Below are 21,686 nucleotides of genomic sequence, written 5' to 3'. Positions count from 1 at the left end.
CGCCCTTGCCCTCTCTCACTCGAGTCCTTTCGACATGAAACGAGCATCGCGCGCCGCTGGCGTCTCTAGATTCCTACTCCTTGGCCTGGGCGTGATCATCGCCCTGCTTGGCCTTGCGCTCGCCGTCGGCGGCGCCAAATTGATCAGCCTGGGAGGTTCCTGGTACTTCCTGGTCGGTGGTGTGGCCATGGCCATTGCCGGGCTGATGATTGCCCGGCGCAACCCGGCGGGTGCCTGGCTGTTCGCCGCGTTCCTGGTCGGCACGGCCGTCTGGGCCGTCGCGGACGTGGGCCTGGTGTACTGGCCGCTGTTCTCGCGCCTGTTCATGTTCGCCGTGATCGGTATCGTGGTCGCGCTGGTGTATCCGTTGCTGGTCGGCAAACCGGCGCGTGGTGCGTACGGCGTCGCTGCCGTGCTGACGCTCGGCGTGGCAGTGGCGGCGGGCAATATGTTCGTCGCTCACCCAAGCGTAGCGCCAACCGGTGCAGGCCCAGGCATCACCCCGGTGGCTGCGGCCGATGCCCAGAAAGACTGGGCCCACTACGGCAACACCGAGGGCGGCAGCCGCTTCGCCGCGCTGGACCAGATCAATCGCGACAACATCGACAAGCTCAAAGTCGCCTGGACCTACCACACCGGTGACGTGGCGATCAGCGACGGCAACGGTGCCGAGGACCAACTGACGCCCCTGCAGATCGGCAACAAAGTGTTTATCTGCACCCCGCACAACAACCTCATCGCGCTCGACGCCGACACCGGCAAGGAGCTGTGGAAGAACGAGATCAATGCCCAATCGGCGGTCTGGCAGCGCTGCCGTGGCATGGCCTACTTCGACGCCACTGCGCCGATTGCCCAGCCCACCCAACAAGGCAGCTCGCCGGTCATTGCCGCCAGCGTGCCCGCCGGTGCGCAATGCCAGCGTCGTCTGCTGACCAACACCATCGATGCACGTCTGATCGCCGTGGACGCCGACACTGGCAAATTCTGCGAAGACTTCGGCACCCACGGCCAGGTGGATTTGAAGGCCGGCCTGGGTAACGTCCCGGACAGCTACTACCAACTGTCCTCGGCGCCGCTGATTGCCGGCACCACGGTGGTGGTGGGTGGTCGCGTCGCGGATAACGTGCAAACCGATATGCCGGGCGGCGTGATCCGTGGTTTCGATGTAATCAGCGGGCAGATGCGCTGGGCGTTCGACCCCGGCAACCCTGAAGACAAACACGCACCAGCCGCTGGCAGCACCTACGTGCGCAGCACCCCGAACAGCTGGGCACCGATGTCCTACGACCCGCTGATGAACACGGTCTTCCTGCCGATGGGCAGCTCGTCCACCGACATCTATGGCGTGGAGCGCACCCAGCTCAATCATAAATACGGTGCTTCGGTACTCGCGCTGGACGCCTCCACCGGCGCCGAGAAATGGGTGTACCAGACGGTCCACAATGACCTGTGGGACTTCGACCTGCCGATGCAACCCAGCCTGATCGATTTCACCCCGCCGGGCAGCGACAAGGCGGTGCCCGCCGTGGTGATCGGCACCAAGGCCGGGCAGATCTATGTACTCGACCGCGCCACCGGCAAGCCGTTGACCGACGTGCAGGAAGTGCCGGTCAAAGCCGCGAACATTCCTAACGAGCCGTACTCCCCCACCCAGCCCAAGTCCCTGGGCATGCCGCAGATCGGCGCACAGACCCTGACCGAATCGGACATGTGGGGCGCCACGCCGTATGACCAGTTGCTGTGCCGCATCGACTTCAAGGGCATGCGCTACGACGGCCTGTACACCGCGCCGGGCACCGATAAATCCCTGAGCTTCCCGGGCTCCCTGGGCGGCATGAACTGGGGCAGTATTTCCACCGACCCGGTGCACGGCTTTATCTTCGTCAACGACATGCGCCTGGGCCTGTGGATCCAGATGGTGCCGTCGCAGAACAAGGCCCTGGCCGCCTCCGGTGGCGAAGCGCTGAACACCGGCATGGGCGCCGTGCCGCTCAAGGGCACGCCGTACGCGGTGAACAAGAACCGCTTCCTGTCGGTGGCCGGCATTCCGTGCCAGGCGCCGCCGTTCGGCACCTTGACCGCCATCGACATGAAGACGCAGAAAATCGCCTGGCAAGTACCGGTAGGCACCGTTGAAGACACCGGCCCCCTGGGCATCCGCATGCACCTGCCGATCAAAGTCGGCCTGCCGACCCTCGGCGGTACGCTGTCGACCCAGGGTGGCCTGATCTTTATCGCCGGCACCCAGGACTTCTACCTGCGCGCCTTCAACAGCGGCAACGGTGATGAAATCTGGAAAGCCCGCCTGCCGGTGGGCAGCCAGGGCGGCCCGATGACCTACGTGTCGCCGAAAACCGGCAAGCAGTACATCGTCGTCACCGCCGGCGGTGCACGCCAGTCCACCGACCGTGGCGACTACGTGATCGCCTACGCCTTGCCGTAACAACCCCTTGTTAGCGCGGTGCGCCCGCACCGCGCTTTTGTGTCTGGAAAATCCTCCATGAACCCTACTTCTCATACGTGCCTTGGGCGCCTGGTGCTGGGCCTGGCCTTTGCCGCCGCCCTGCCCGTTCAAGCCGACGACACCACCCTGACCGGCGACTGGGGCGGCCTGCGCCGCGAACTCGACGACCAGGGCGTGCGCTTCAGCGGCGACTACAGCGGCGAGACCGCCTACAACGCCCACGGCGGCCAGCATCGCTCGGCGCGCTATTCACAGAATCTCAAGCTCGGTGTGCAGTTCGACCTGGGCAAACTCTACGGTCTCAACAACGGCGACCGCATCCAGCTGACCATCAACGACCGACGCGGCAACAGTGCCTCCGACGACCTGGTGGGCAACCGCCTGCCGATCCAGGAGAACTACGGTGGCCTCTACACCCGCCTCACCGAGTTGAGCTACGAACGCACGCTGTTCACCCCGGCACTTAACCTCAAGCTCGGCTACATGGCCATGGGCAATGACCTCGGCGGCCTGGACAGCGGCATCCTGTGCAACTTCATGAACGCCGGGTTCTGCGGGCACCCGTTGAACATGTCGGGCGGCAGCGGCTGGGCCAACTACCCGAATGCGCACCTGGGCGCGCGAGTGAAATACGACTTCTCGCCCAACTGGCAACTGCGCGTGGCCGCGTTCAATGTCGACCCGTCCAGCAACGGCAATTCCAGCCGCGCCTGGCACCTGGGGCCCAAACACACCACCGGCACGGTCGTGCCCATCGAGCTGATCTACAAACACACCGGCAGCCTGCCGGGTGAATACAAGCTCGGTTATTACTACGACAGCTCCGATGTCAAACGCATCGGCAGCGACAAAGAGGTCAGCGGGCGTGGCGGCCACTACCTGTTGATCGACCAGGCCGTGTGGGCCTCGCCGACGTCCCAGGGCCGCAGCCTGCATGCCTTCGGTCAATATTCGGCGGCCAGCGAGGCGGCCTCGCCGTTCAGCAAGTGGTATGGCGCGGGCGTGGTGTTGTACAAACCGTTCGAAGGCCGCCCGCGCGACACCGTCGCCCTGGGCTATGGCCGCGCCGTGCCGAACCCGCGCAGTCGCGATGTACAGGAACTGGCGGCCTTCAATGCAGGCAACCCCTACCCTGCCCTGGACAGCGCCGAGCAGTTGATCGAACTCAGTTATGGCTATCAGGCCACGCCGTGGCTGACCTTGCGTCCGGATGTGCAATACATCATCGAACCGGGGGCATTTTCCGGGAAGCATATCGACAATGCGCTGATCCTGGGTATGCAGGTCAAGGCGGTGTTCTAAGCCGCGCCCTGCTGGTACTGCCGCGGCGTACACCCGTACTCGCGGCGAAACACCGTGTGCAGGTATTGCGCCGAGGTGAACCCGCAGGTCTGCGCAATATCGGCAATCGCCAGCGCCTGGTTTTCCAGGCCCCTGGCGGCGGCGGCGAGTTTGAAGCGCAGGATCTCGTCGTGCACGCTGCACCCGCGCACCTTGCGAAAGTGCGACTCCAAGGATGAACGCGACACCCCGACATACGCCGCCACCTGCGCGGTCTTGATGCCCTGGCAGGCGTATTGACGAATGAACAGCAGGGCCTGCATCACATAGGGATTGCCCAAAGGTTGATGCAGGCTGGAGGCCTGCACGTTGATCGCGTCCGGCGGCACCAGCACCTGCGTACCCGCACAGGGTTTGCCATGCAGCATCTGATGCAGCAGCGCGGCGGCGGTGCGGCCCATGGTTTCGGTGCCCTGGATCACCGAACTGAGCGGCACCCGCGTCAGCGTGCGGGTCAGCGGGTCGTTGTCGATACCGATCAGCGCCACTTCCTCCGGCACCGCAATGCCTGCGGTCAGGCAGGCCTGCAACAGTTGCCGGGCACGGGCGTCGGTCACGGCAATAATGCCGATGGGCTTGGGCAGGCTGTGCAACCAGGCAATCTGCTGCTCCACCGCGCTGTCCCACAACGGCGCGCTGGTGCCCAGGCCGCGATAGATCTCCACCTGCAAACCATCGCGCTGCATCAAGCCGCGAAACGCCTTCTCACGCTCCTGGGCCCAGCGATTGGCCTGGGCTTCGGGCAGGCTGAAACAGGCAAACCGCGTCAGCCCGGCCTCGATCAGGTGCTCGTAGGCCAGCTTCATGAGGGCATGGTTATCGGTCGCTACATAGGGAATCCCCTTGGGGTACAGGCTGACGTCCTCATACGACCCGCCCACCGCCACCACCGGTATCCGACTCCCGGCCAACGCCTCACCAATCAGCGGGTCATCGAAATCGGCAATGATTCCATCGCCCTGCCAACGCTCGATGCCGCGCAGGCGACAGAGGAAATCCTCCTCCAGGAACAAATCCCAGGACGCACGGGTGCTGCTCAGGTAATTGCCGATACCGGCGATGATGCCACGGTCGTAGATTTTGCTGCCGTTGAAGAGCAAGGCAATGCGGTGCACGGGCGGTAGGGTTTTCATTGTTTTTGTCCTCGGGCCGGTGGAGACAGACTAGACCTGACTGCACAAAATCGCACCACCCCTTGGTGATTTTCATAATCAGCAGCCCCAGTGCCGTTGCTAGTATCCAGACACCGCCAAGAACAATAAGGAAAACCCCATGCCGTACTTCCCCGGTGTCGAGCAGGTTCGCTTCGAAGGCCCTGCCAGCGACTCTCCCCTCGCGTTTCGTCACTACGACGCCAACAAGCTGATCCTCGGCAAGCCCATGCGCGAGCACCTGCGCATGGCCGCCTGTTACTGGCACACCTTTGTGTGGCCGGGGGCGGATATGTTTGGAGTGGGCACCTTCAAGCGGCCGTGGCAGCGCAGCGGTGATCCAATGGAGCTGGCCATCGGCAAGGCGGAGGCGGCCTTCGAGTTTTTCTCCAAGCTGGGCATCGACTACTACAGTTTCCACGACACCGACGTGGCGCCTGAAGGCCGTTCGCTCAAGGAGTACCGCAACCACTTTGCGCAGATGGTCGATCACCTGGAGCGTCATCAGGAACAGACCGGCATCAAGTTGCTGTGGGGCACCGCCAATTGCTTCAGCAACCCGCGCTTTGCCGCCGGCGCCGCGAGCAATCCTGACCCTGAGGTGTTCGCCTACGCCGCCGCCCAAGTGTTCAGCGCAATGAACGCCACGCTGCGCCTCAAGGGTTCCAACTACGTGCTGTGGGGCGGCCGTGAAGGCTATGAAACCCTGCTCAACACCGACCTCAAGCGCGAGCGCGAGCAGCTTGGCCGGTTCATGCGCATGGTGGTGGAGCACAAACACAAGATCGGCTTTACCGGCGACCTGCTGATCGAGCCCAAGCCCCAGGAACCGACCAAGCATCAGTACGATTACGACAGCGCCACGGTGTTCGGCTTCCTGCACGAGTACGGCCTGGAGCACGAGATCAAGGTGAATATCGAGGCCAACCATGCGACGTTGGCCGGGCACAGCTTTCATCATGAGATCGCCACCGCCGTGTCCCTGGGAATTTTCGGCAGCATCGACGCCAACCGTGGCGACCCGCAGAACGGCTGGGATACCGACCAGTTTCCCAACAGCGTCGAGGAAATGACCCTGGCCACCTATGAAATCCTCAAGGCCGGCGGGTTCAGGAATGGCGGCTACAATTTCGATTCCAAGGTACGCCGCCAGAGCCTGGACGAGGTGGACCTGTTCCACGGCCACGTGGCGGCCATGGATGTGTTGGCCCTGGCCCTGGAGCGCGCGGCCGCCATGGTGCAGAACGACCGCCTGCAACAGTTCAAGGACCAGCGCTATGCCGGCTGGCAGCAGCCGCTGGGCAAAGCCGTACTGGCGGGCGAGTTCAGCCTGCAATCCCTGGCCGAACATGCGTTTGCCAACGAACTGGACCCGCAGGCCGTGAGTGGTCGGCAGGAGATGCTGGAAGGAATCGTGAACCGGTTTATCTACACCTGACGCCCATACCGGGGGCTGTGACATTTGCGCGACAAATCTATGCACAGAGCGCCCGAGGACGCTCTACAGTTTCAGGCGCACCACGCTGTGTCTTTTCCAACAACAATAAAAGGACGCACCACCATGAAGTCATTCAAACGTACGCTGCTCGCCACTGCCCTGGCCCTGCTCGCCCTGCCGGTGATGGCCGATTCGGCTCACCCGAAAATCGGTTTTTCCATCGACGACCTGCGCCTGGAGCGCTGGTCCCGAGACCGTGACTACTTCGTCGCGGCGGCGGAAAAACTCGATGCCAAGGTGTTCGTGCAGTCCGCCGATGCCAACGAGCAGAAGCAAATCTCGCAGATCGAAAACCTGATCTCCCGTGGCGTCGATGTGATCGTGATCGTGCCGTTCAATGCCACGGTGCTCACCAACGCGGTGGCCGAAGCCAAGAAGGCCGGGATCAAGGTGGTGTCCTATGACCGCCTGATCCTCAACGCGGACATCGATGCCTACATCTCTTTCGATAACGAAAAAGTCGGCGAAATGCAGGCCAGCGGCGTGCTGCAAGCGGCGCCCAAGGGCAATTACTTCCTGCTCGGCGGCGCGCCGACCGACAACAACGCCAAGGTGCTGCGCGAAGGCCAGATGAAGGTGCTGCAACCGGCCATCGACAAGGGCGATATCAAGATTGTCGGCCAGCAATGGGTGAAAGAGTGGAACCCCACCGAAGCCCTGAGCATCGTCGAGAACGCCCTGACCCGTAACAACAACAAAATCGACGCCATCGTCGCCTCCAACGACGCCACCGCCGGCGGTGCGATCCAGGCCCTGGCCGCGCAGAAGCTGGCGGGCAAGGTGCCGATTTCCGGCCAGGACGCGGACCTGGCGGCGATCAAGCGCGTGATCGACGGCACCCAGACCATGACCGTCTACAAACCGCTCAAGTTGATCGCCACCGAGGCGGCCAAACTCTCGGTGCAGTTGGCGCGCAATGAAAAACCCACCTACAGCTCGCAATACGACAATGGCAGCAAGCAGGTCGACACCATCCTGCTCACCCCGACGCCGCTGACCAAGGCCAATATCGACGTGCTGGAGAAGGACGGGTTCTACACCAAAGAGCAGATCGCCGGGCAATGATGACTGCCTCGATAAAACCTCGCCCCCTGTAGGAGCGAGCTTGCTCGCGAAAAACGTCAACGATAATGCGCGCTTCCTGGATAAACGCGGCGCTCTCGGGTTTTTCGCGAGCAAGCTCGCTCCTACGGGGGTGGGCGCCAGCCTATTTGTGTGAGCCTTTCCCATGTCCGACTACCTGCTGCAAATGAACGGCATCGTCAAAAGCTTCGGTGGTGTCAACGCCCTCAATGGCATCGACATCAAGGTGCGGCCCGGCGAATGTGTCGGGTTGTGCGGCGAAAACGGCGCCGGCAAATCCACCTTGATGAAGGTGCTGTCGGCGGTCTATCCGTACGGCACCTGGGAAGGAGAAATCCTCTGGGACGGGCAGCCGCTCAAAGCCCAGTCCATCAGCGAAACCGAAGCCGCCGGCATCGTCATCATCCATCAGGAACTGACCCTGGTGCCCGACCTGTCGGTGGCCGAGAACATCTTTATGGGCCACGAACTGACCCTGCCCGGTGGGCGCATGAATTACCCGGCGATGTTGCACCGCGCCGAGGCGTTGATGCGTGAACTCAAGGTGCCGGACATGAATGTGGCGCTGCCGGTGTCGCAATACGGCGGCGGCTACCAGCAACTGGTGGAGATCGCCAAGGCCCTGAACAAACAGGCGCGCCTGCTGATTCTGGACGAGCCCTCTTCGGCCCTGACCCGCTCGGAAATCGACGTGCTGCTGGACATCATCCGTGACCTCAAGGCCAAGGGCGTGGCCTGCGTGTACATTTCGCACAAGCTCGATGAGGTGGCCGCCGTGTGCGACACCATCGCCGTGATTCGTGACGGCAAGCACATCGCAACCACCGCCATGGCCGACATGGACATCGCGCAAATCATCACGCAAATGGTCGGCCGCGAGATGAGCAACCTCTACCCCACCGAACCCCATGAGGTGGGTGAGGTGATGTTCGAGGCGCGCAACGTTACCTGCTACGACGTCGACAACCCCAGGCGCAAACGCGTCGACGATGTTTCCTTCGTGCTCAGGCGTGGCGAAATCCTCGGCATTGCCGGGCTGGTGGGCGCCGGGCGCACGGAGCTGGTGTCGGCACTGTTCGGCGCCTACCCCGGGCGCTACAGCTGCGAGGTGTGGCTGGAAGGCCAGGTGATCGACACGCGCACGCCGCTCAAGTCGATCCGCGCCGGGCTGTGCATGGTGCCCGAGGACCGCAAGCGCCAGGGCATCATCCCCGACCTGGGCGTGGGCCAGAACATCACCCTGGCGGTGCTCGACACTTATGCCCACCTGACCCGCATCGACGCCGAGGCCGAACTGGGCAGCATCGACCAGCAGATCGCGCGCATGCACCTGAAAACCGCCAGCCCGTTCCTGCCGATTACCAGCCTGTCCGGCGGCAACCAGCAAAAGGCCGTGCTGGCAAAAATGCTGATGGCCAAGCCCAAGGTGCTGATCCTGGATGAGCCCACGCGCGGGGTGGATGTGGGCGCCAAGTACGAGATCTACAAACTGATGGGCGCGCTGGCGGCCGAAGGCGTGGCGATCATCATGGTGTCGTCGGAACTCGCCGAAGTGCTCGGCGTGTCCAACCGCGTGCTGGTGATCGGCGACGGCCAGTTGCGTGGCGACTTCATCAATCAGGGGCTCACCCAGGAACAGGTACTCGCCGCTGCGCTCAGCCAAAACAATAATGATCGGAAGACCGCGTAGATGAATCAGGTCAAACACCTTTTCACCCGCTACAAAATGCTCGCCCTGGTGATCGCCGTCGCGTTCATCTGGCTGTTTTTCAGCTGGCAGACCGACGGCGGTTTCCTCACGCCACGCAACCTGTCCAACCTGCTGCGGCAGATGTCCATCACCGGGATACTGGCGTGCGGCATGGTGCTGGTGATCATCAGCGGCGAAATCGATTTGTCGGTGGGTTCATTGCTGGGCTTGCTGGGCGGGCTGGCGGCGATCCTGGACGTGGTTTATCACATCCCGCTGCTGGCCAACCTGAGCCTGGTCGCGCTGTGCGGCTTGATGATCGGCCTGGCCAACGGCTATATGACGGCCTACCTGCGCATCCCGTCGTTCATTGTCGGTCTGGGCGGGATGCTGGCGTTTCGCGGGATCCTGCTGGGGATCACCGGCGGCACCACCATCGCGCCGGTGTCGCCGTCGCTGGTGTACGTGGGCCAGGGGTACTTGCCGCATTCGGTGGGCATTGGCCTGGGTGTCCTGCTGTTTGCATTGACCCTGTTCCTCACCTGGAGGCAGCGGCGTAACCGCGCACTGCACGGTTTGGCCGCGCATGCCCTGATGCGCGACGTACTGCGCGTGGTGCTGATCGGCGCAGTGCTGGCCGGGTTCGTCACCACCCTCAACAGCTACGACGGCATCCCGGTGCCGGTGTTGCTGTTGCTGGTGCTGCTCGGCGTGTTCAGCTACGTCACCAGCCAGACCGTGTTCGGCCGTCGCGTGTACGCGGTGGGCAGCAACATGGAGGCGACGCGGCTGTCGGGTATCAACGTGCAGGCGGTGAAACTGTGGATCTTCGGCATCATGGGCGTGATGTGCGCGCTGGCCGGCCTGGTCAACACCGCGCGCCTGGCCGCCGGTTCACCGTCAGCGGGGAACATGGGCGAACTGGACGCGATTGCCGCGTGCTTTATCGGCGGCACCTCAATGCGCGGCGGCTCGGGCACAGTGTATGGCGCGTTGCTCGGGGCGCTGGTGATTACCAGCCTGGATAACGGCATGTCGATGCTCGACGTGGACAGCTACTGGCAGATGATCGTCAAGGGCAGCATTTTGGTGCTGGCGGTGTGGGTGGATGTGAGTACGCGAGCGGGCCGGCGCTGACCCAGTGGCTGAACGCGGTCAAAACTGTGGGAGGGGGCTTGCCTTGATGCCAGTCAGTGAAGGCTTTTTTGTAGGAGCGAGGGGGGCGCCTAGCTCTTGCTCGCGAAAAACGTCAACGATAACGCGTGTTTTCTGAATGAACGCGGTGCCAGTGAGTTTTTCGCGAGCAAGCTCGCTCCTACAGACGGCGGCGTACGCTTAACTGACTGGCATCAGAGCTTGCCCCTCCCCCCACAGTTGATTGCATTTTTCAACATTGGGGTTGGTGGCACTTGCTGGCAGTTGCCAAGACCAGGCTCCATTGAGTGCCTGACCTGTACAAAACCCACTGCCTGAACGCGCTCAAAACTGTGGGAGGGGGCTTGCCCCCGATGGCGGTGGGTCAGTCACAGAATGATCAACTGATACACCGCTATCGGGGGCAAGCCCCCTCCCACATTGGTCTGCATTTCAACATTGGGGTTGGTGGCACTTGCTGGCAGTTGCCAAGACCAGGCTCCATTGAGTGCCTGACCTGTACAAAACCCACTGCCTGGACGCGCTCAAAACTGTGGGAGGGGGCTTGCCCCCGATGGCGGTGGGTCAGTCACAGAATGATCAACTGATACACCGCTATCGGGGGCAAGCCCCCTCCCACATTGGTCTGCATTTCAACATTGAGGTTGGTGGCACTTGCTGGCAGTTGCCAAGACCAGGCTCCATCGAATGCCTGACCTGTACAAAACCCACTGCCTGGACGCGCTCAAAACTGTGGGAGGGGGCTTGCCCCCGATGGCGGTGGGTCAGTCACAGAATGATCAACTGATACACCGCTATCGGGGGCAAGCCCCCTCCCACATTGGTCTGCATTTCAACATTGGGGTTGGTGGCACTTGCTGGCCGTTGCCAGGACCAGGCTCCATCGAATGCCTGACCTGTACAAAACCCACTGCCTGGACGCGCTCAAAACTGTGGGAGGGGGCTTGCCCCCGATGGCGGTGGGTCAGTCACAGAATGATCAACTGATACACCGCTATCGGGGGCAAGCCCCCTCCCACATTGGTCTGCATTTCAACATTGGGGTTGGTGGCACTTGCTGGCCGTTGCCAGGACCAGGCTCCATCGAATGCCTGGCCTGTACAAAACCCACTGCCTGGACGCGCTCAAAACTGTGGGAGGGGGCTTGCCCCCGATGGCGGTGGGTCAGTCACAGAATGATCAACTGATACACCGCTATCGGGGGCAAGCCCCCTCCCACATTGGTCTGCATTTCAACATTGGGGTTGGTGGCACTTGCTGGCCGTTGCCAGGACCAGGCTCCATCGAATGCCTGACCTGTACAAAACCCACTGCCTGGACGCGCTCTATTCAAACGCCTGGCGATTCTCGGGCGTGATCAGCTTGAACGGCACCCACACCACCATCGACTCCAGCACCTCGCCGCGCACCAGACGCAGCGCGGTGTCCACCGCACCGGCGGCCTGGCCGGCGGCATCCTGGAACACGCTGACCGCCATCTTGCCCTCGGCCATCAGTTTCAACCCGTCCGGTGTACCGTCAATGCCGCCGACCCAATAGTCCTTGGCCTGCTTGCCGGCCTTTTCCAGCCCCATGATCGCGCCGATCGCCATTTCATCGTTGTTGGCCGCGATGATCGAAAAATCCACACCCTGCTTGACCCAGTCAATGACAATCGTGGCAGCCTGGCTACGTTCCCAGTTACCGACCTTTTTCTGTACGACTTTCATATCCGGGTATTTGGCCACGACTTTTTCCACGTCTTCGGTGCGCATCAAGGAGGACGCGTTAGCCGGGTCGCCCACCAGAATCACCACGTTGCCTTTGTAACCGGCACGGCGCGCCAGCTCTTCCATCTGCAACGTCCCCGACTCCAGCTCGTTGGAGCCGACAAACGCGGTCTTCGCCGGCCACTGTTCCGGGTTCGGGTTGCGGTTGACGAAGACCAGCGGGATCCTGGCGTCAGAAGCCAACTGCATCATCTGCGCCGCACTTTTGCCGTCGACCATCGCGATGATGATCGCATCCACCTTGGAATTGACCAGATTGCGGAACTGGCGCATCTGCAAATCCACGCTGTCCTTGCCATTCTCCATAAAGATATCGGCGTTCATGACGCCGGCCTGTTGCTGCACCCCGTTGCGCAGCAGGGTCTGGAAGTTATCGTCGTACTTTGCCATGCCTACACCCAGCAACGGGGTGGCGGCCTGGGCGAAGCCCGGAACGAACAGCGTCGCTCCCAGGGCAAGCATCAACCATGCTTTCATGTTCTGACTCCTGGGCTCAAACGCTGAAATGATGGAGCAGCTCGCGCTGCACTTTGGCCATGTTGGACAGCTCTTGGCTGCTGATGGCGGACTGCTCGGCGCCGTTTGCCGTCAGTTGGGCCGAATCGTTGATCTGAATCACCATCCGACTGGTGTCCTGCACCGTGGCGCTCTGCTGCTCGGTGGCGGCGGCAATCTGGATGTTCATGTCGCGGATACTGTCGACCGCGCCGCTCATGGACAGCAATAAGTCACCGGCGCCCGAGGCCAGGGACACGCATTGGCTGGACTGCGCCTGGCTTTCGTTCATCACCTGCACCACCGAATGAATTTTTTCCTGCATGAGCCCGATCATGTCCTGGATTTCGCTGGTCGAGGTCTGGGTACGGCTGGCCAGCGACCGCACTTCATCGGCCACCACCGCAAACCCACGCCCTTGCTCGCCGGCACGCGCCGCTTCGATTGCCGCGTTCAGGGCCAGCAGGTTGGTCTGTTCGGCAATGGTACGAATGGCCACCACAATGCCTTCGATGTTCTGCCCGTACTTCTGCAGCTCATCGGTGACTTGCGTGGCTTTGTTCACCTGGTCGGCCTGCTGACGGATATTGACGATGGTCTCGGCCACGCGCGCCTGCACCTTGTGCGTGAGATCACTGGTGTCGTCCACCGCCTGGCGGGTGTCCTGCGCGCGCCGTGCCACCTCCTCGACCGTGCTTTCCATCTGCGTCATGGCCGAGGCGGCCGATTGCAAACGGTCCTTCTGCTCATCCACCACACGGGTGGTCTGCTCACTGTTCAAGGCGTTGCTGCCGGCGGTCACGGCCAGCGCATCGGCAGAACGGATCAGTTCACGAAAGGTTTTCTGCAGGGCCTTGGTCAGTTCGTTCAGGTAACCGCCCAACTCACCGAACTCATCTTTACGGCTGACATCGAAACTGACCCGCATGTCCCCGGCGGTGAGTGTCTTGAGCACGTCGCGAAAGGCCGCCAGCGGACGCCGCAGGCTGAAGGCCACCCACGTACCAATCGCCAACGCAGCCAGCACCGCCAGCACACACGCGATCAACAGCAAGCTGCGGCTGGTACCGATGGTGGCATTGGCCGAGTGACTGGCCTGGTTGGCGACCTCCAGGGACTGGCTGCCGAACTCGGCAATCCGGTCCAGGGTGGCTTTGAGCGCCGCGTCTACCGCCGTGCGCTGTTGCTGCACCTGCGCGGCGAGTTTTGCCTCCACCTGATAGGCCTGGAACAGGCCGTCAGCGGCGGTCAGGTCCGTGAGCAGGCGATTGACCATGACGCCGGCGATCCGCCCGACTCGCGGGTCAATCGCCGTCAGGGCCTGGGCGCGGGTGCTGATCACTTCGTCCTGCAGGTTCAGCACGCGCTGTAATTTATCGATGGCGGGCGTGACGGTATGGGCCGCGAAACCATCGTAGGATTTATTGACTTCCAGCAGCAGTTTCTCCGCGGCGGCCACCTGCTGCGGTTCGCCGGCACTGCGTGCCTGCGCGATGTAGTCGCGCAAGTAGCTGGTCAGCTGCATCGCCTGCGCACTGCTGTAGCCTTGCAGTGTGCGTGTCAGCGCCAACTGCTGCACATGCTGCAAGTGGGACGTCATCAACCCCTGCGCCTGTTCGGCGTAGGCCGCGACCTGTTGACGCTGCTGCGCCAGGTTCGCCCGCAGCGCCTCGTGCTCGCCGGTATAGGCCAGGGTGCTGTCGAGCAACTGGTTGAACTGGGCGATGCTCTCGGTGAACGGGCGCTTGCCGTCCTCGATCTGCTTGGGGTCGGTGCTGATCTGAATGGCCAGCAACGCCTGGTTGGCACGCAGGATGTGCACGTACAACTCACTGGCGGCCCGGCTCAACGGCGCCGACTGGCCGGTGATAATGCCCAGGCGACTGCTGATGGACTGGGTGTTCTGATAGCTGATCCCGGCCATGATCAGCAGCAACAGCACCAACACCGCAAACCCGCCGATCACACGCTGCAATATGGTCATGGCTACCCCTTTTTGATTGTTATTCGTTGACCTGAGCGATAACCAGGCGTGCACGCCCCGAGCTCGGGAACGCTCGGGGGGCTAGAGCCTGTATCGGCCAGCTGGGTGGGGACTTGATGAGCACCGTAAAAAAAGTGGGAGGGGGCTGCTCCCGATGGCGTTGGGTCAGTCAGCCTCTTCTGACTGACACTCAGCTATCGGGAGCAAGCCCCCTCCCACATTGGTCTGCATTTCAACATTGGGATTGGTGGCACTTGCTGGCTGTTGCCAAGACCAGGCTCCATTGAGTGCCTGACCTGTACAAAACCCACTGCCTGAACGCGCTCAAAACTGTGGGAGGGGGCTTGCCCCCGATGGCGGTGGGTCAGTCACAGATTTATCAACTGACCCACCGCTATCGGGGGCAAGCCCCCTCCCACATTGGTCTGCATTTCAACATTGGGATTGGTGGCACTTGCTGGCTGTTGCCAAGACCAGGCTCCATCGAGTGCCTGACCTGTACAAAACCCACTGCCTGAATGCGGTAGAAACTGTGGGAGGGGGCTTGCCCCCGATGGCGGTGGGTCAGTCACAGATTGATCAACTGACCCACTGCTATCGGGGGCAAGCCCCCTCCCACATTCGGGCATACAGTGCCTGCGAGACCTACTTCGACACCGGCATCGCAAACTCCGCGCCCTGCTCGATGCTCTCCGACCAGCGTTGCATGATCGATTTCTGCTTGGTGTAGAAGCGCACACCCTCGGTGCCATACGCGTGCATGTCGCCAAACAGGCTCTTCTTCCAGCCACCAAAACCATGCCAGGCCATCGGCACCGGGATCGGTACGTTGATGCCGACCATGCCCACTTCGATGCGCCGCGCAAATTCGCGGGCGATGTGGCCGTCACGGGTAAAGCAGCTGACCCCGTTGCCGAACTCGTGGTCGTTGACCAGCTTCACGGCCTCCGCGAAGTCGTTGACGCGCACGCAGGCCAGCACCGGGCCGAATATTTCTTCGCGGTAGATGCTCATGTCCCGGGTCACGTGGTCGAACAGGGTGGCACCGAGCCAGAAGCCCTTTTCCAGGCCGGGTTCGGTGGGCACATAGTCACGGCCATCGAGCAGCAAGTGCGCGCCGGCTTGTACGCCCTGCTCGATATAGCCGCTGATGCGTTCCAGCGCCACCTTCGACACAATCGGCCCCATCTCGGCTTTCACATCGCGGCCGTCGGTGATGCGCAGGGTCTTGGCGCGTTCGGTCAAGGCCGCAATCACTTTGTCGCCGACATCCCCCACCAGCACCGCCACCGAAATGGCCATGCAGCGCTCGCCCGCACTGCCGTAGGCGGCGCCCATCAGCGCATCGACCGTGCGCTCGATATCCGCGTCGGGCATCACCACCATATGGTTTTTCGCCCCGCCCAGGCCTTGTACGCGCTTGCCGTGGCGGGCGCCGCTCTCGTAGATGTACTGGGCAATCGGCGTGGAACCGACAAAACTCACCGCCTTGACGTCCGGGTGTTCGATCAGCGCGTCCACCGCTTCCTTGTCGCCCTGCACCACGTTGAACACGCCCTTGGGCAAGCCCGCTTCACGCAGCAGCTCGGCCATGAACAACGAAGCGCTCGGGTCGGTGGGGCTTGGCTTGAGGATGAAGGTGTTGCCCGCCGCAATGGCAATCGGGTACATCCACATCGGTACCATCACCGGGAAGTTGAACGGGGTCACGCCGGCGACCACGCCCAGGGGCTGGCGCAGGGTCCAGTTGTCCATGCCACGGGAGACCTGGTCGGAATGTTCGCCCTTGAGCAGGTTGGGAATGCCGCAGGCGAATTCGAGGATGTCGATGCCACGGTCGACTTCGCCCTGGGCATCGGTAAAGACCTTGCCGTGTTCGGCGACGATGATGCGCGCCAGGTCGTCCTTGCGTTCACGCAGCAGGTGCAGGTATTCGAACAGCACACGGGCGCGGCGGATCGGCGGAGTGTCGGCCCAGCCGGCGAAGGCGGCCTGAGCAGCGGCGACGGCTTCGGCCACGGTCTGGCGGCTGGCCAGGGCCACGCGCGCGGTGACTTCACCGGTGGCCGGGTTGTAGACATCCTGATAGCGATCATCGCGGCTCACGCGCTGGTCGTTGATGTAATGCTCAAGGGTAGTGGACATGGCGGGCGCTCCAGGTAGTTGGCGTTGGCACCCACCTTAGGCTTTCGCTTTGTTCCGAACCAGAGCAGAATCCTGAACTTATTGTGCACACTGGCGAACAATACCCCCATGGAAAAAGCCGAGATCGAAGGGCTCTGGACCCATATCCACTGGCTGTCGGTGCTGGAAGAACAAGGCACCTACACCGCCGCCGCCGCACGCCTGGGCGTGAGCAAGTCGGCGGTGAGCCAGCGCATTTCCGACCTGGAGAAGGCCACCGGCACCCGCCTGGTCACGCGCACCACCCGCAGCGTACGGCTGACCGACGCGGGGCTGTCGTTGACCCGCGAGGTGCGCAGCGCCTATGAACACATCGCCCGCAGCTTTTCTTCGGTGCGCGACCAGGCCGGGGAAGTCCGCGGTCTGGTGCGGCTGACCGCGCCCGTGGCGTTCGCCCGGCAACAGCTGGTGCCGCACCTGCCGCAATTTTTGCAGCAATACCCGCAGGTGCGCATCCAGCTGGACGTGTCCGACGCCTTGAGTTCACTGGCCGCCGAAGGTTACGACCTGGCCGTGCGCCATGGCTTCCAGATCCCCGAGACCCATGTGGCCTGGAAGCTCTGCGACACCGCCTCGGTGCTGGTCGCCACCCGCGACTATCTGCAGCGCCATGGCGAACCCGGCACGCCGAGCGAGCTGTCGGCGCACAACTGTCTGTTCTACCCACGCGGCGCCGACCAGCCGGCCTGGACCTTCGAACGCAGCGGCACACACATCGAACGCCTGACCATCCCCATCGCCGGCAGCTTCGCCACCAACAACAGCGAAGCCCTGCGCGACGCGGCGCTCAACCACCTGGGCATCGCCCTGCTGCCGGACTTCAGCGCCCACGCGGCGCTGGCCGAGGGCAAGCTGGTGCAGGTCTTGAAGGGTTGGACGCTCAAGGGCGCGTTTGCCGATGAGATCTACCTGATTCGGCCGTACTCGCCCCATGTGCCGAAGTCAGTGAGTGCGTTGGTGGGCTTTTTAAAGGCGCAGTTGGCCGGCGGGTTCCGATTCGTCGGCTGAGGCAAAAAAAAGCCCGGCGACACACGCGGATGCGTCACCGGGCAAAGCAAGCGACCTGCTTCAGAAACGCGGCTTGAGCGTTTTCCAGTCCGGTTGATAGCGCTGCATCTGTTTTACGTCATCACGCTGACGGATACCGCAACTGAGGTATTGGTCATGCAGCTTGCCCAACTGATCGTGGTCAAGTTCCAGGCCCAGCCCCGGCGCGCGGGTGATGCTCACGCAGCCGTCGACGATAGGCAGCTTGCCGCCCTTGATCACCTCCTCATCCGGCTCCTGCCACGGGTAGTGCGTGTCACAGGCATAGTCGAGGTTGGGCACCGCGGCCGCTACATGGGCCATGGCCATCAGGCTGATGCCCAGGTGTGAGTTGGAGTGCATCGACACGCCCAGGCCAAAGGTGTGGCACATTTTCGCCAGCACTTGGGTGTCACGCAGGCCGCCCCAGTAGTGGTGGTCGGCGAGCACTATCTGCACACTGTTCAACGCCACGCTGCGGCGAAACTCGTCAAAGTCGGTCACCACCATATTGGTCGCCAGGGGCAAGCCGGTACGTGCGTGCAACTCGGCCATGCCGTCCAGGCCGGGGGTCGGGTCTTCGTAATATTGCAGGTCGTCGCCCAGCAGTTCGGCCATGCGAATCGAGGTGTGCAACGACCAGTTGCCGTTCGGGTCGATGCGCAGCGGCACACCCGGAAACGCCTTTTTAAGCGCCTTGATGCAGCGCACCTCATGCTCCGGCTCCAGCGCACCGGCCTTGAGCTTGATGCTTTTGAAGCCGTAGGTTTCAAGCATGCGCCGGGCCTGGGCGACGATCTGCGCTTCAGTCAGGGCCTCCCCCCAACTGTCGGGTTTGTAGGGCGAATCGATATGTTCGGCGTATTTGAAAAACAGGTAGGCGCTGAACGGAATCCGGTCGCGAATCGCACCGCCGAGCAGGTCCACCAGCGGCACATTCAGCGCGTGCGCCTGCAGGTCGAGAAACGCCACTTCGAACGCCGAATAGGCATTGCTTACGGCTTTGCTGGCATGGGAGCCCGGCGCCAGCTCCGCCCCGGCAATGCTCTGCGGTCTATACGCCGCCACGGTGGCCTGGACGATAGCGCGCAGGCCATTGAGGTTGAACGGGTCCAGCCCGATCAGCTGTGGCTGGACCTGTTGCTGGATCGCCAGCGCTGGCGCATCGCCATAGCTTTCGCCGAGGCCGATGTAACCGGTGTCGCTTTCAATCTCGATGATCGAGCGCAGCGCGAAAGGCTCATGGATGCCACTGGCGTTGAGCAGCGGCGGGTCGCGAAAGGCAATCGGGGTGACGGTGACGCGGACAATTTTCAAGAGACGGCTCCCTGTGGACCTGGACGCACTGTGTGATGTGCCGTGGATGAAGTGGGCGGCGTACCGCTGCGCGGTGCGGTGCGGGCAAAAAACACCAACACCGCCGCCACCAGTGAAGTGGCCGCCAGCCCGTAGAGGCCGCCCTCGATGGACCCCGTGCTCTGCTCCAGCAAACCGAACGTGGTGGGCGCCACGAAACCGCCCAGGTTGCCGACCGAATTGATCAAGGCAATCACCGCCGCCGCGACCCGCGCGTCCAGGTAGCCCTGGGGGATCGGCCAGAACAGCGCCGAAGCGGCCTTGAAGCCGATGGCGGCAAAACAGATGGCGACGAACGCAAACACCGGCCCGCCGATGGTGGACATGAACATGCCGAACGCGGCGATCACCAGCATCAGTGACACCCACGCCTGCTGGTGCTTCCACTTGCTGGCCAGCGAGGCGAAGCCGTACATGGCGACGATGGAAATCAACCAGGGAATGGAATTGAACAGGCCCACCTGGAAGTCACCCAGGTCGCCCATTTTCTTGATCATGCTCGGCAGCCAGAACGTGGCGCCGTAAATGGTCAGGGCGATGGAAAAGTAGATAAAGCAGAACAGTGCGATCTGCGTATCGGCGAGCAGTTTGAACATCGAAGGTCGCACGCCCCGGCTCGTCTCGCGCGCCTGTTGCTCGAGTGCAATGGCACTGACCAGCGCGTGTTTTTGCGCAGCGCTGAGCCACTTGGCCTGGTGCGGATGGGACTGCAGCCAGAACCACACGAAGCCGCAGAGCACGATGGAGGCGAAGCCTTCGATCAGGAACATCCATTGCCAGCCATGCAGACTCAACCCGCTGACGTTGAGCAATGCGCCCGACACCGGCCCGGAAATCACCGAGGCAATCGCCGACCCACTGAGGAAAATCGCCATGGCCTTGCCGCGCTCGCTGGCCGGCAGCCACTGGGTGAAGTAGTAAATGATGCCGGGAAAGAACCCGGCTTCGGCGGCGCCCAGGATAAAGCGCAACACGTAGAAGCTGGTTTCCCCCTGCACGAACGCCATGCCCATCGCGGCCGCGCCCCAGGTGAACATGATGCGCGTCAACCAGGCCCGCGCGCCGTAGCGTTGCAGCAGCAGGTTGGACGGTACTTCGAAGATCGCATAACCGATGAAGAACAGCCCTGCGCCCAAGCCATAGGCCGCCGCACCAATGCCCAGGTCGGTTTCCAGATGGCTGCGCACGAAGCCGATATTGACGCGGTCGATGTAGTTGACGATGAACATCACCACAAACAACGGCAGCACATGGCGCTTGACCTTGGCGGCGGCGCTCGCAAGCACGCTCGGGTCTGGCGCATTCTGGAGGGTATCCACGGGCAACTCCCTTTCATTATTTTTTTGGGGACCGCTCGATGATGGACGCCCGGTATTGTTCCCGTCTAATCTAACCTGGCATTGGATTGATACTGGAATTAGATCAATGTTCGAATTGACGCAACTGCGCTGCTTCACCACCGTGGCCACCGAGCTGAACTTTCGCCGCGCCGCCGAACGCCTGAACATGACTCAGCCGCCGCTGAGCCGGCAGATTCAGTTGCTCGAGCATCATCTGGGCGTGGACCTGTTTGTCCGCACCACCCGCAGCGTCGCGCTGACCGCCGCCGGCCGGGCGTTTTTCATCGAGGCGCAGTACCTGCTGGAACGCGCCCAGCAAGCGGCGGTCACTGCGCGGCGCTTTGCCGAGGGCGATATCGGTACGGTCAACATCAGCTTCGTCGGCAGTGCGGTGTACGAGTTCTTGCCCAAGGTGATCGCCGAGGCGCGGCTCAAGCAGCCCCACGTCAAGATCGACCTGTCCGAAATGAACACCTACCAGCAGTACGAAGCCTTGCGCGCCCGGCGCATCGACCTGGGCATTGTTCGCGCGCCGCTGCTGGAGCCCGGCTACGCCACCGAATGCCTGGTGCGCGAGCCATTTGTGCTGGCGGTGCCGAGCAGTCATCGACTGGCCCAGGCAAAGGAGGTCAGCGTGCACGACCTGGATGCGCAACCGTTCCTGATGTACGCCCATTCCGCCTATCCGCCGTTCAATGAGTTGCTCACCGGCCTGCTGCGCTCGGCCCGCGTCGCGCCGCAGTATGTGCAATGGCTGGGCTCGTCGCTGACCATCCTCGCGCTGGTCAACGCGGGCATGGGCCTGGCCCTGGTACCGCGTTGCGCCAGCAGTGTGGTGTTCAAGAACGTGGTGTTCCGCGATATCGACCTGGGCGAAGGCGCACAGAGCGAACTGCACCTGATCTGGCGCGAGCACAACGACAACCCGGCATTCACAATGCTGCTCGAGGGTATCCGCCATGCGGTGGGCGAAAACCTGCCCGACCATTGACCCAATCCTGTCGATTACTTGCCTGATCCTCTGAACTTGCAAGCTATTGCATAGATAGCCCTTGCGCGGTGGTCTAGAGTTCGACGATGGGCGACGTAACGTCGCACCACTCCTATAAGAACTTATGCAGCACCCACCGATGATCAGCAGGTAAGCCAC

14 protein-coding genes and 1 pseudogene are annotated in these 21,686 nt (G+C 62.4%); 8 read left to right on the top strand and 7 right to left on the bottom strand.

The features are described from left to right. Positions 1-34: 34 nt before the first annotated feature. Together BOP93_RS10285 and BOP93_RS10280 are read left to right on the top strand one after the other, a co-directional pair. Complete coding sequence (locus tag BOP93_RS10285) at positions 35-2,443, top strand: glucose/quinate/shikimate family membrane-bound PQQ-dependent dehydrogenase (RefSeq protein WP_104502512.1); 2,409 nt, start codon at positions 35-37, stop codon at positions 2,441-2,443. 57 nt (positions 2,444-2,500) lie between these two features. Then, a complete protein-coding gene (locus BOP93_RS10280) occupies positions 2,501-3,766 on the top strand; it encodes a carbohydrate porin (RefSeq protein ID WP_104502511.1) in 1,266 nt (421 codons plus the stop codon). Here the strand turns inward: BOP93_RS10280 and BOP93_RS10275 are convergent. Then, entirely contained in the window at positions 3,763-4,938 is a 1,176-nt protein-coding gene (locus BOP93_RS10275; RefSeq protein ID WP_065883553.1) for a XylR family transcriptional regulator, read from the bottom strand. The two genes, BOP93_RS10280 and BOP93_RS10275, sit on opposite strands and share 4 nt — an antisense overlap. A gap of 139 nt (positions 4,939-5,077) precedes the next feature. On the opposite strand from BOP93_RS10275, the gene xylA reads away from it, so the two are divergent. The 4 genes from xylA (at position 5,078) to BOP93_RS10255 (ending at position 10,364) form a co-directional block, all read left to right on the top strand. Continuing rightward, positions 5,078-6,394, top strand: coding sequence for a xylose isomerase (xylA, locus tag BOP93_RS10270; RefSeq protein WP_065891991.1), 1,317 nt, complete (start codon positions 5,078-5,080; stop codon positions 6,392-6,394). 123 nt (positions 6,395-6,517) lie between these two features. After that, complete coding sequence (gene xylF, locus BOP93_RS10265) at positions 6,518-7,519, top strand: D-xylose ABC transporter substrate-binding protein (protein ID WP_057721949.1); 1,002 nt, start codon at positions 6,518-6,520, stop codon at positions 7,517-7,519. Between the two features lie 163 nt (positions 7,520-7,682). Continuing rightward, positions 7,683-9,227 (top strand): D-xylose ABC transporter ATP-binding protein, encoded by a 1,545-nt coding sequence (gene xylG, locus BOP93_RS10260; protein ID WP_065935299.1) that lies wholly within the window; start codon positions 7,683-7,685, stop codon positions 9,225-9,227. After that, positions 9,228-10,364, top strand: coding sequence for a sugar ABC transporter permease (locus BOP93_RS10255; RefSeq protein WP_065891989.1), 1,137 nt, complete (start codon positions 9,228-9,230; stop codon positions 10,362-10,364). 1,343 nt (positions 10,365-11,707) lie between these two features. Here the strand turns inward: BOP93_RS10255 and BOP93_RS10245 are convergent. The 4 genes and pseudogenes from BOP93_RS10245 to BOP93_RS10235 form a co-directional block, all read right to left on the bottom strand. Further along, positions 11,708-12,628 carry a substrate-binding domain-containing protein gene (locus tag BOP93_RS10245; RefSeq protein ID WP_104502509.1) on the bottom strand — a complete coding sequence of 307 codons (921 nt, stop codon included), beginning with the start codon at positions 12,626-12,628 and terminating at the stop codon, positions 11,708-11,710. A gap of 16 nt (positions 12,629-12,644) precedes the next feature. Then, entirely contained in the window at positions 12,645-13,400 is a 756-nt protein-coding gene (locus BOP93_RS28150) for a methyl-accepting chemotaxis protein (protein ID WP_430758791.1), read from the bottom strand. Between the two features lie 102 nt (positions 13,401-13,502). Continuing rightward, a pseudogene (locus tag BOP93_RS28145) lies at positions 13,503-13,922 on the bottom strand (HAMP domain-containing protein); the annotation flags it as partial. Positions 13,923-15,275: 1,353 nt separating this feature from the next. After that, positions 15,276-16,775 (bottom strand): CoA-acylating methylmalonate-semialdehyde dehydrogenase, encoded by a 1,500-nt coding sequence (locus tag BOP93_RS10235; protein WP_104502507.1) that lies wholly within the window; start codon positions 16,773-16,775, stop codon positions 15,276-15,278. 108 nt (positions 16,776-16,883) lie between these two features. Between BOP93_RS10235 and BOP93_RS10230 the strand changes: the two genes are divergently transcribed. Next, complete coding sequence (locus BOP93_RS10230; RefSeq protein WP_104502506.1) at positions 16,884-17,822, top strand: LysR family transcriptional regulator; 939 nt, start codon at positions 16,884-16,886, stop codon at positions 17,820-17,822. Between the two features lie 60 nt (positions 17,823-17,882). Here the strand turns inward: BOP93_RS10230 and BOP93_RS10225 are convergent, their stop codons facing one another. Continuing rightward, on the bottom strand, positions 17,883-19,157 hold the full coding sequence (locus tag BOP93_RS10225) for a glucarate dehydratase family protein (RefSeq protein ID WP_104502505.1): 1,275 nt from the start codon (positions 19,155-19,157) through the stop codon (positions 17,883-17,885). After that, a complete protein-coding gene (locus BOP93_RS10220; protein ID WP_104502504.1) occupies positions 19,154-20,515 on the bottom strand; it encodes an MFS transporter in 1,362 nt (453 codons plus the stop codon). Before BOP93_RS10220 ends, BOP93_RS10225 begins: the two co-directional genes overlap by 4 nt. A gap of 106 nt (positions 20,516-20,621) precedes the next feature. On the opposite strand from BOP93_RS10220, the gene BOP93_RS10215 reads away from it, so the two are divergent. Continuing rightward, a complete protein-coding gene (locus tag BOP93_RS10215; RefSeq protein ID WP_104502503.1) occupies positions 20,622-21,527 on the top strand; it encodes a LysR family transcriptional regulator in 906 nt (301 codons plus the stop codon). Positions 21,528-21,686 lie beyond the last annotated feature (159 nt).

The sequence above is a fragment of the Pseudomonas orientalis genome, from assembly GCF_002934065.1.
GTDB lineage: Bacteria > Pseudomonadota > Gammaproteobacteria > Pseudomonadales > Pseudomonadaceae > Aquipseudomonas > Aquipseudomonas orientalis_A.
This window is presented reverse-complemented; position numbering and strand designations above follow the sequence as displayed.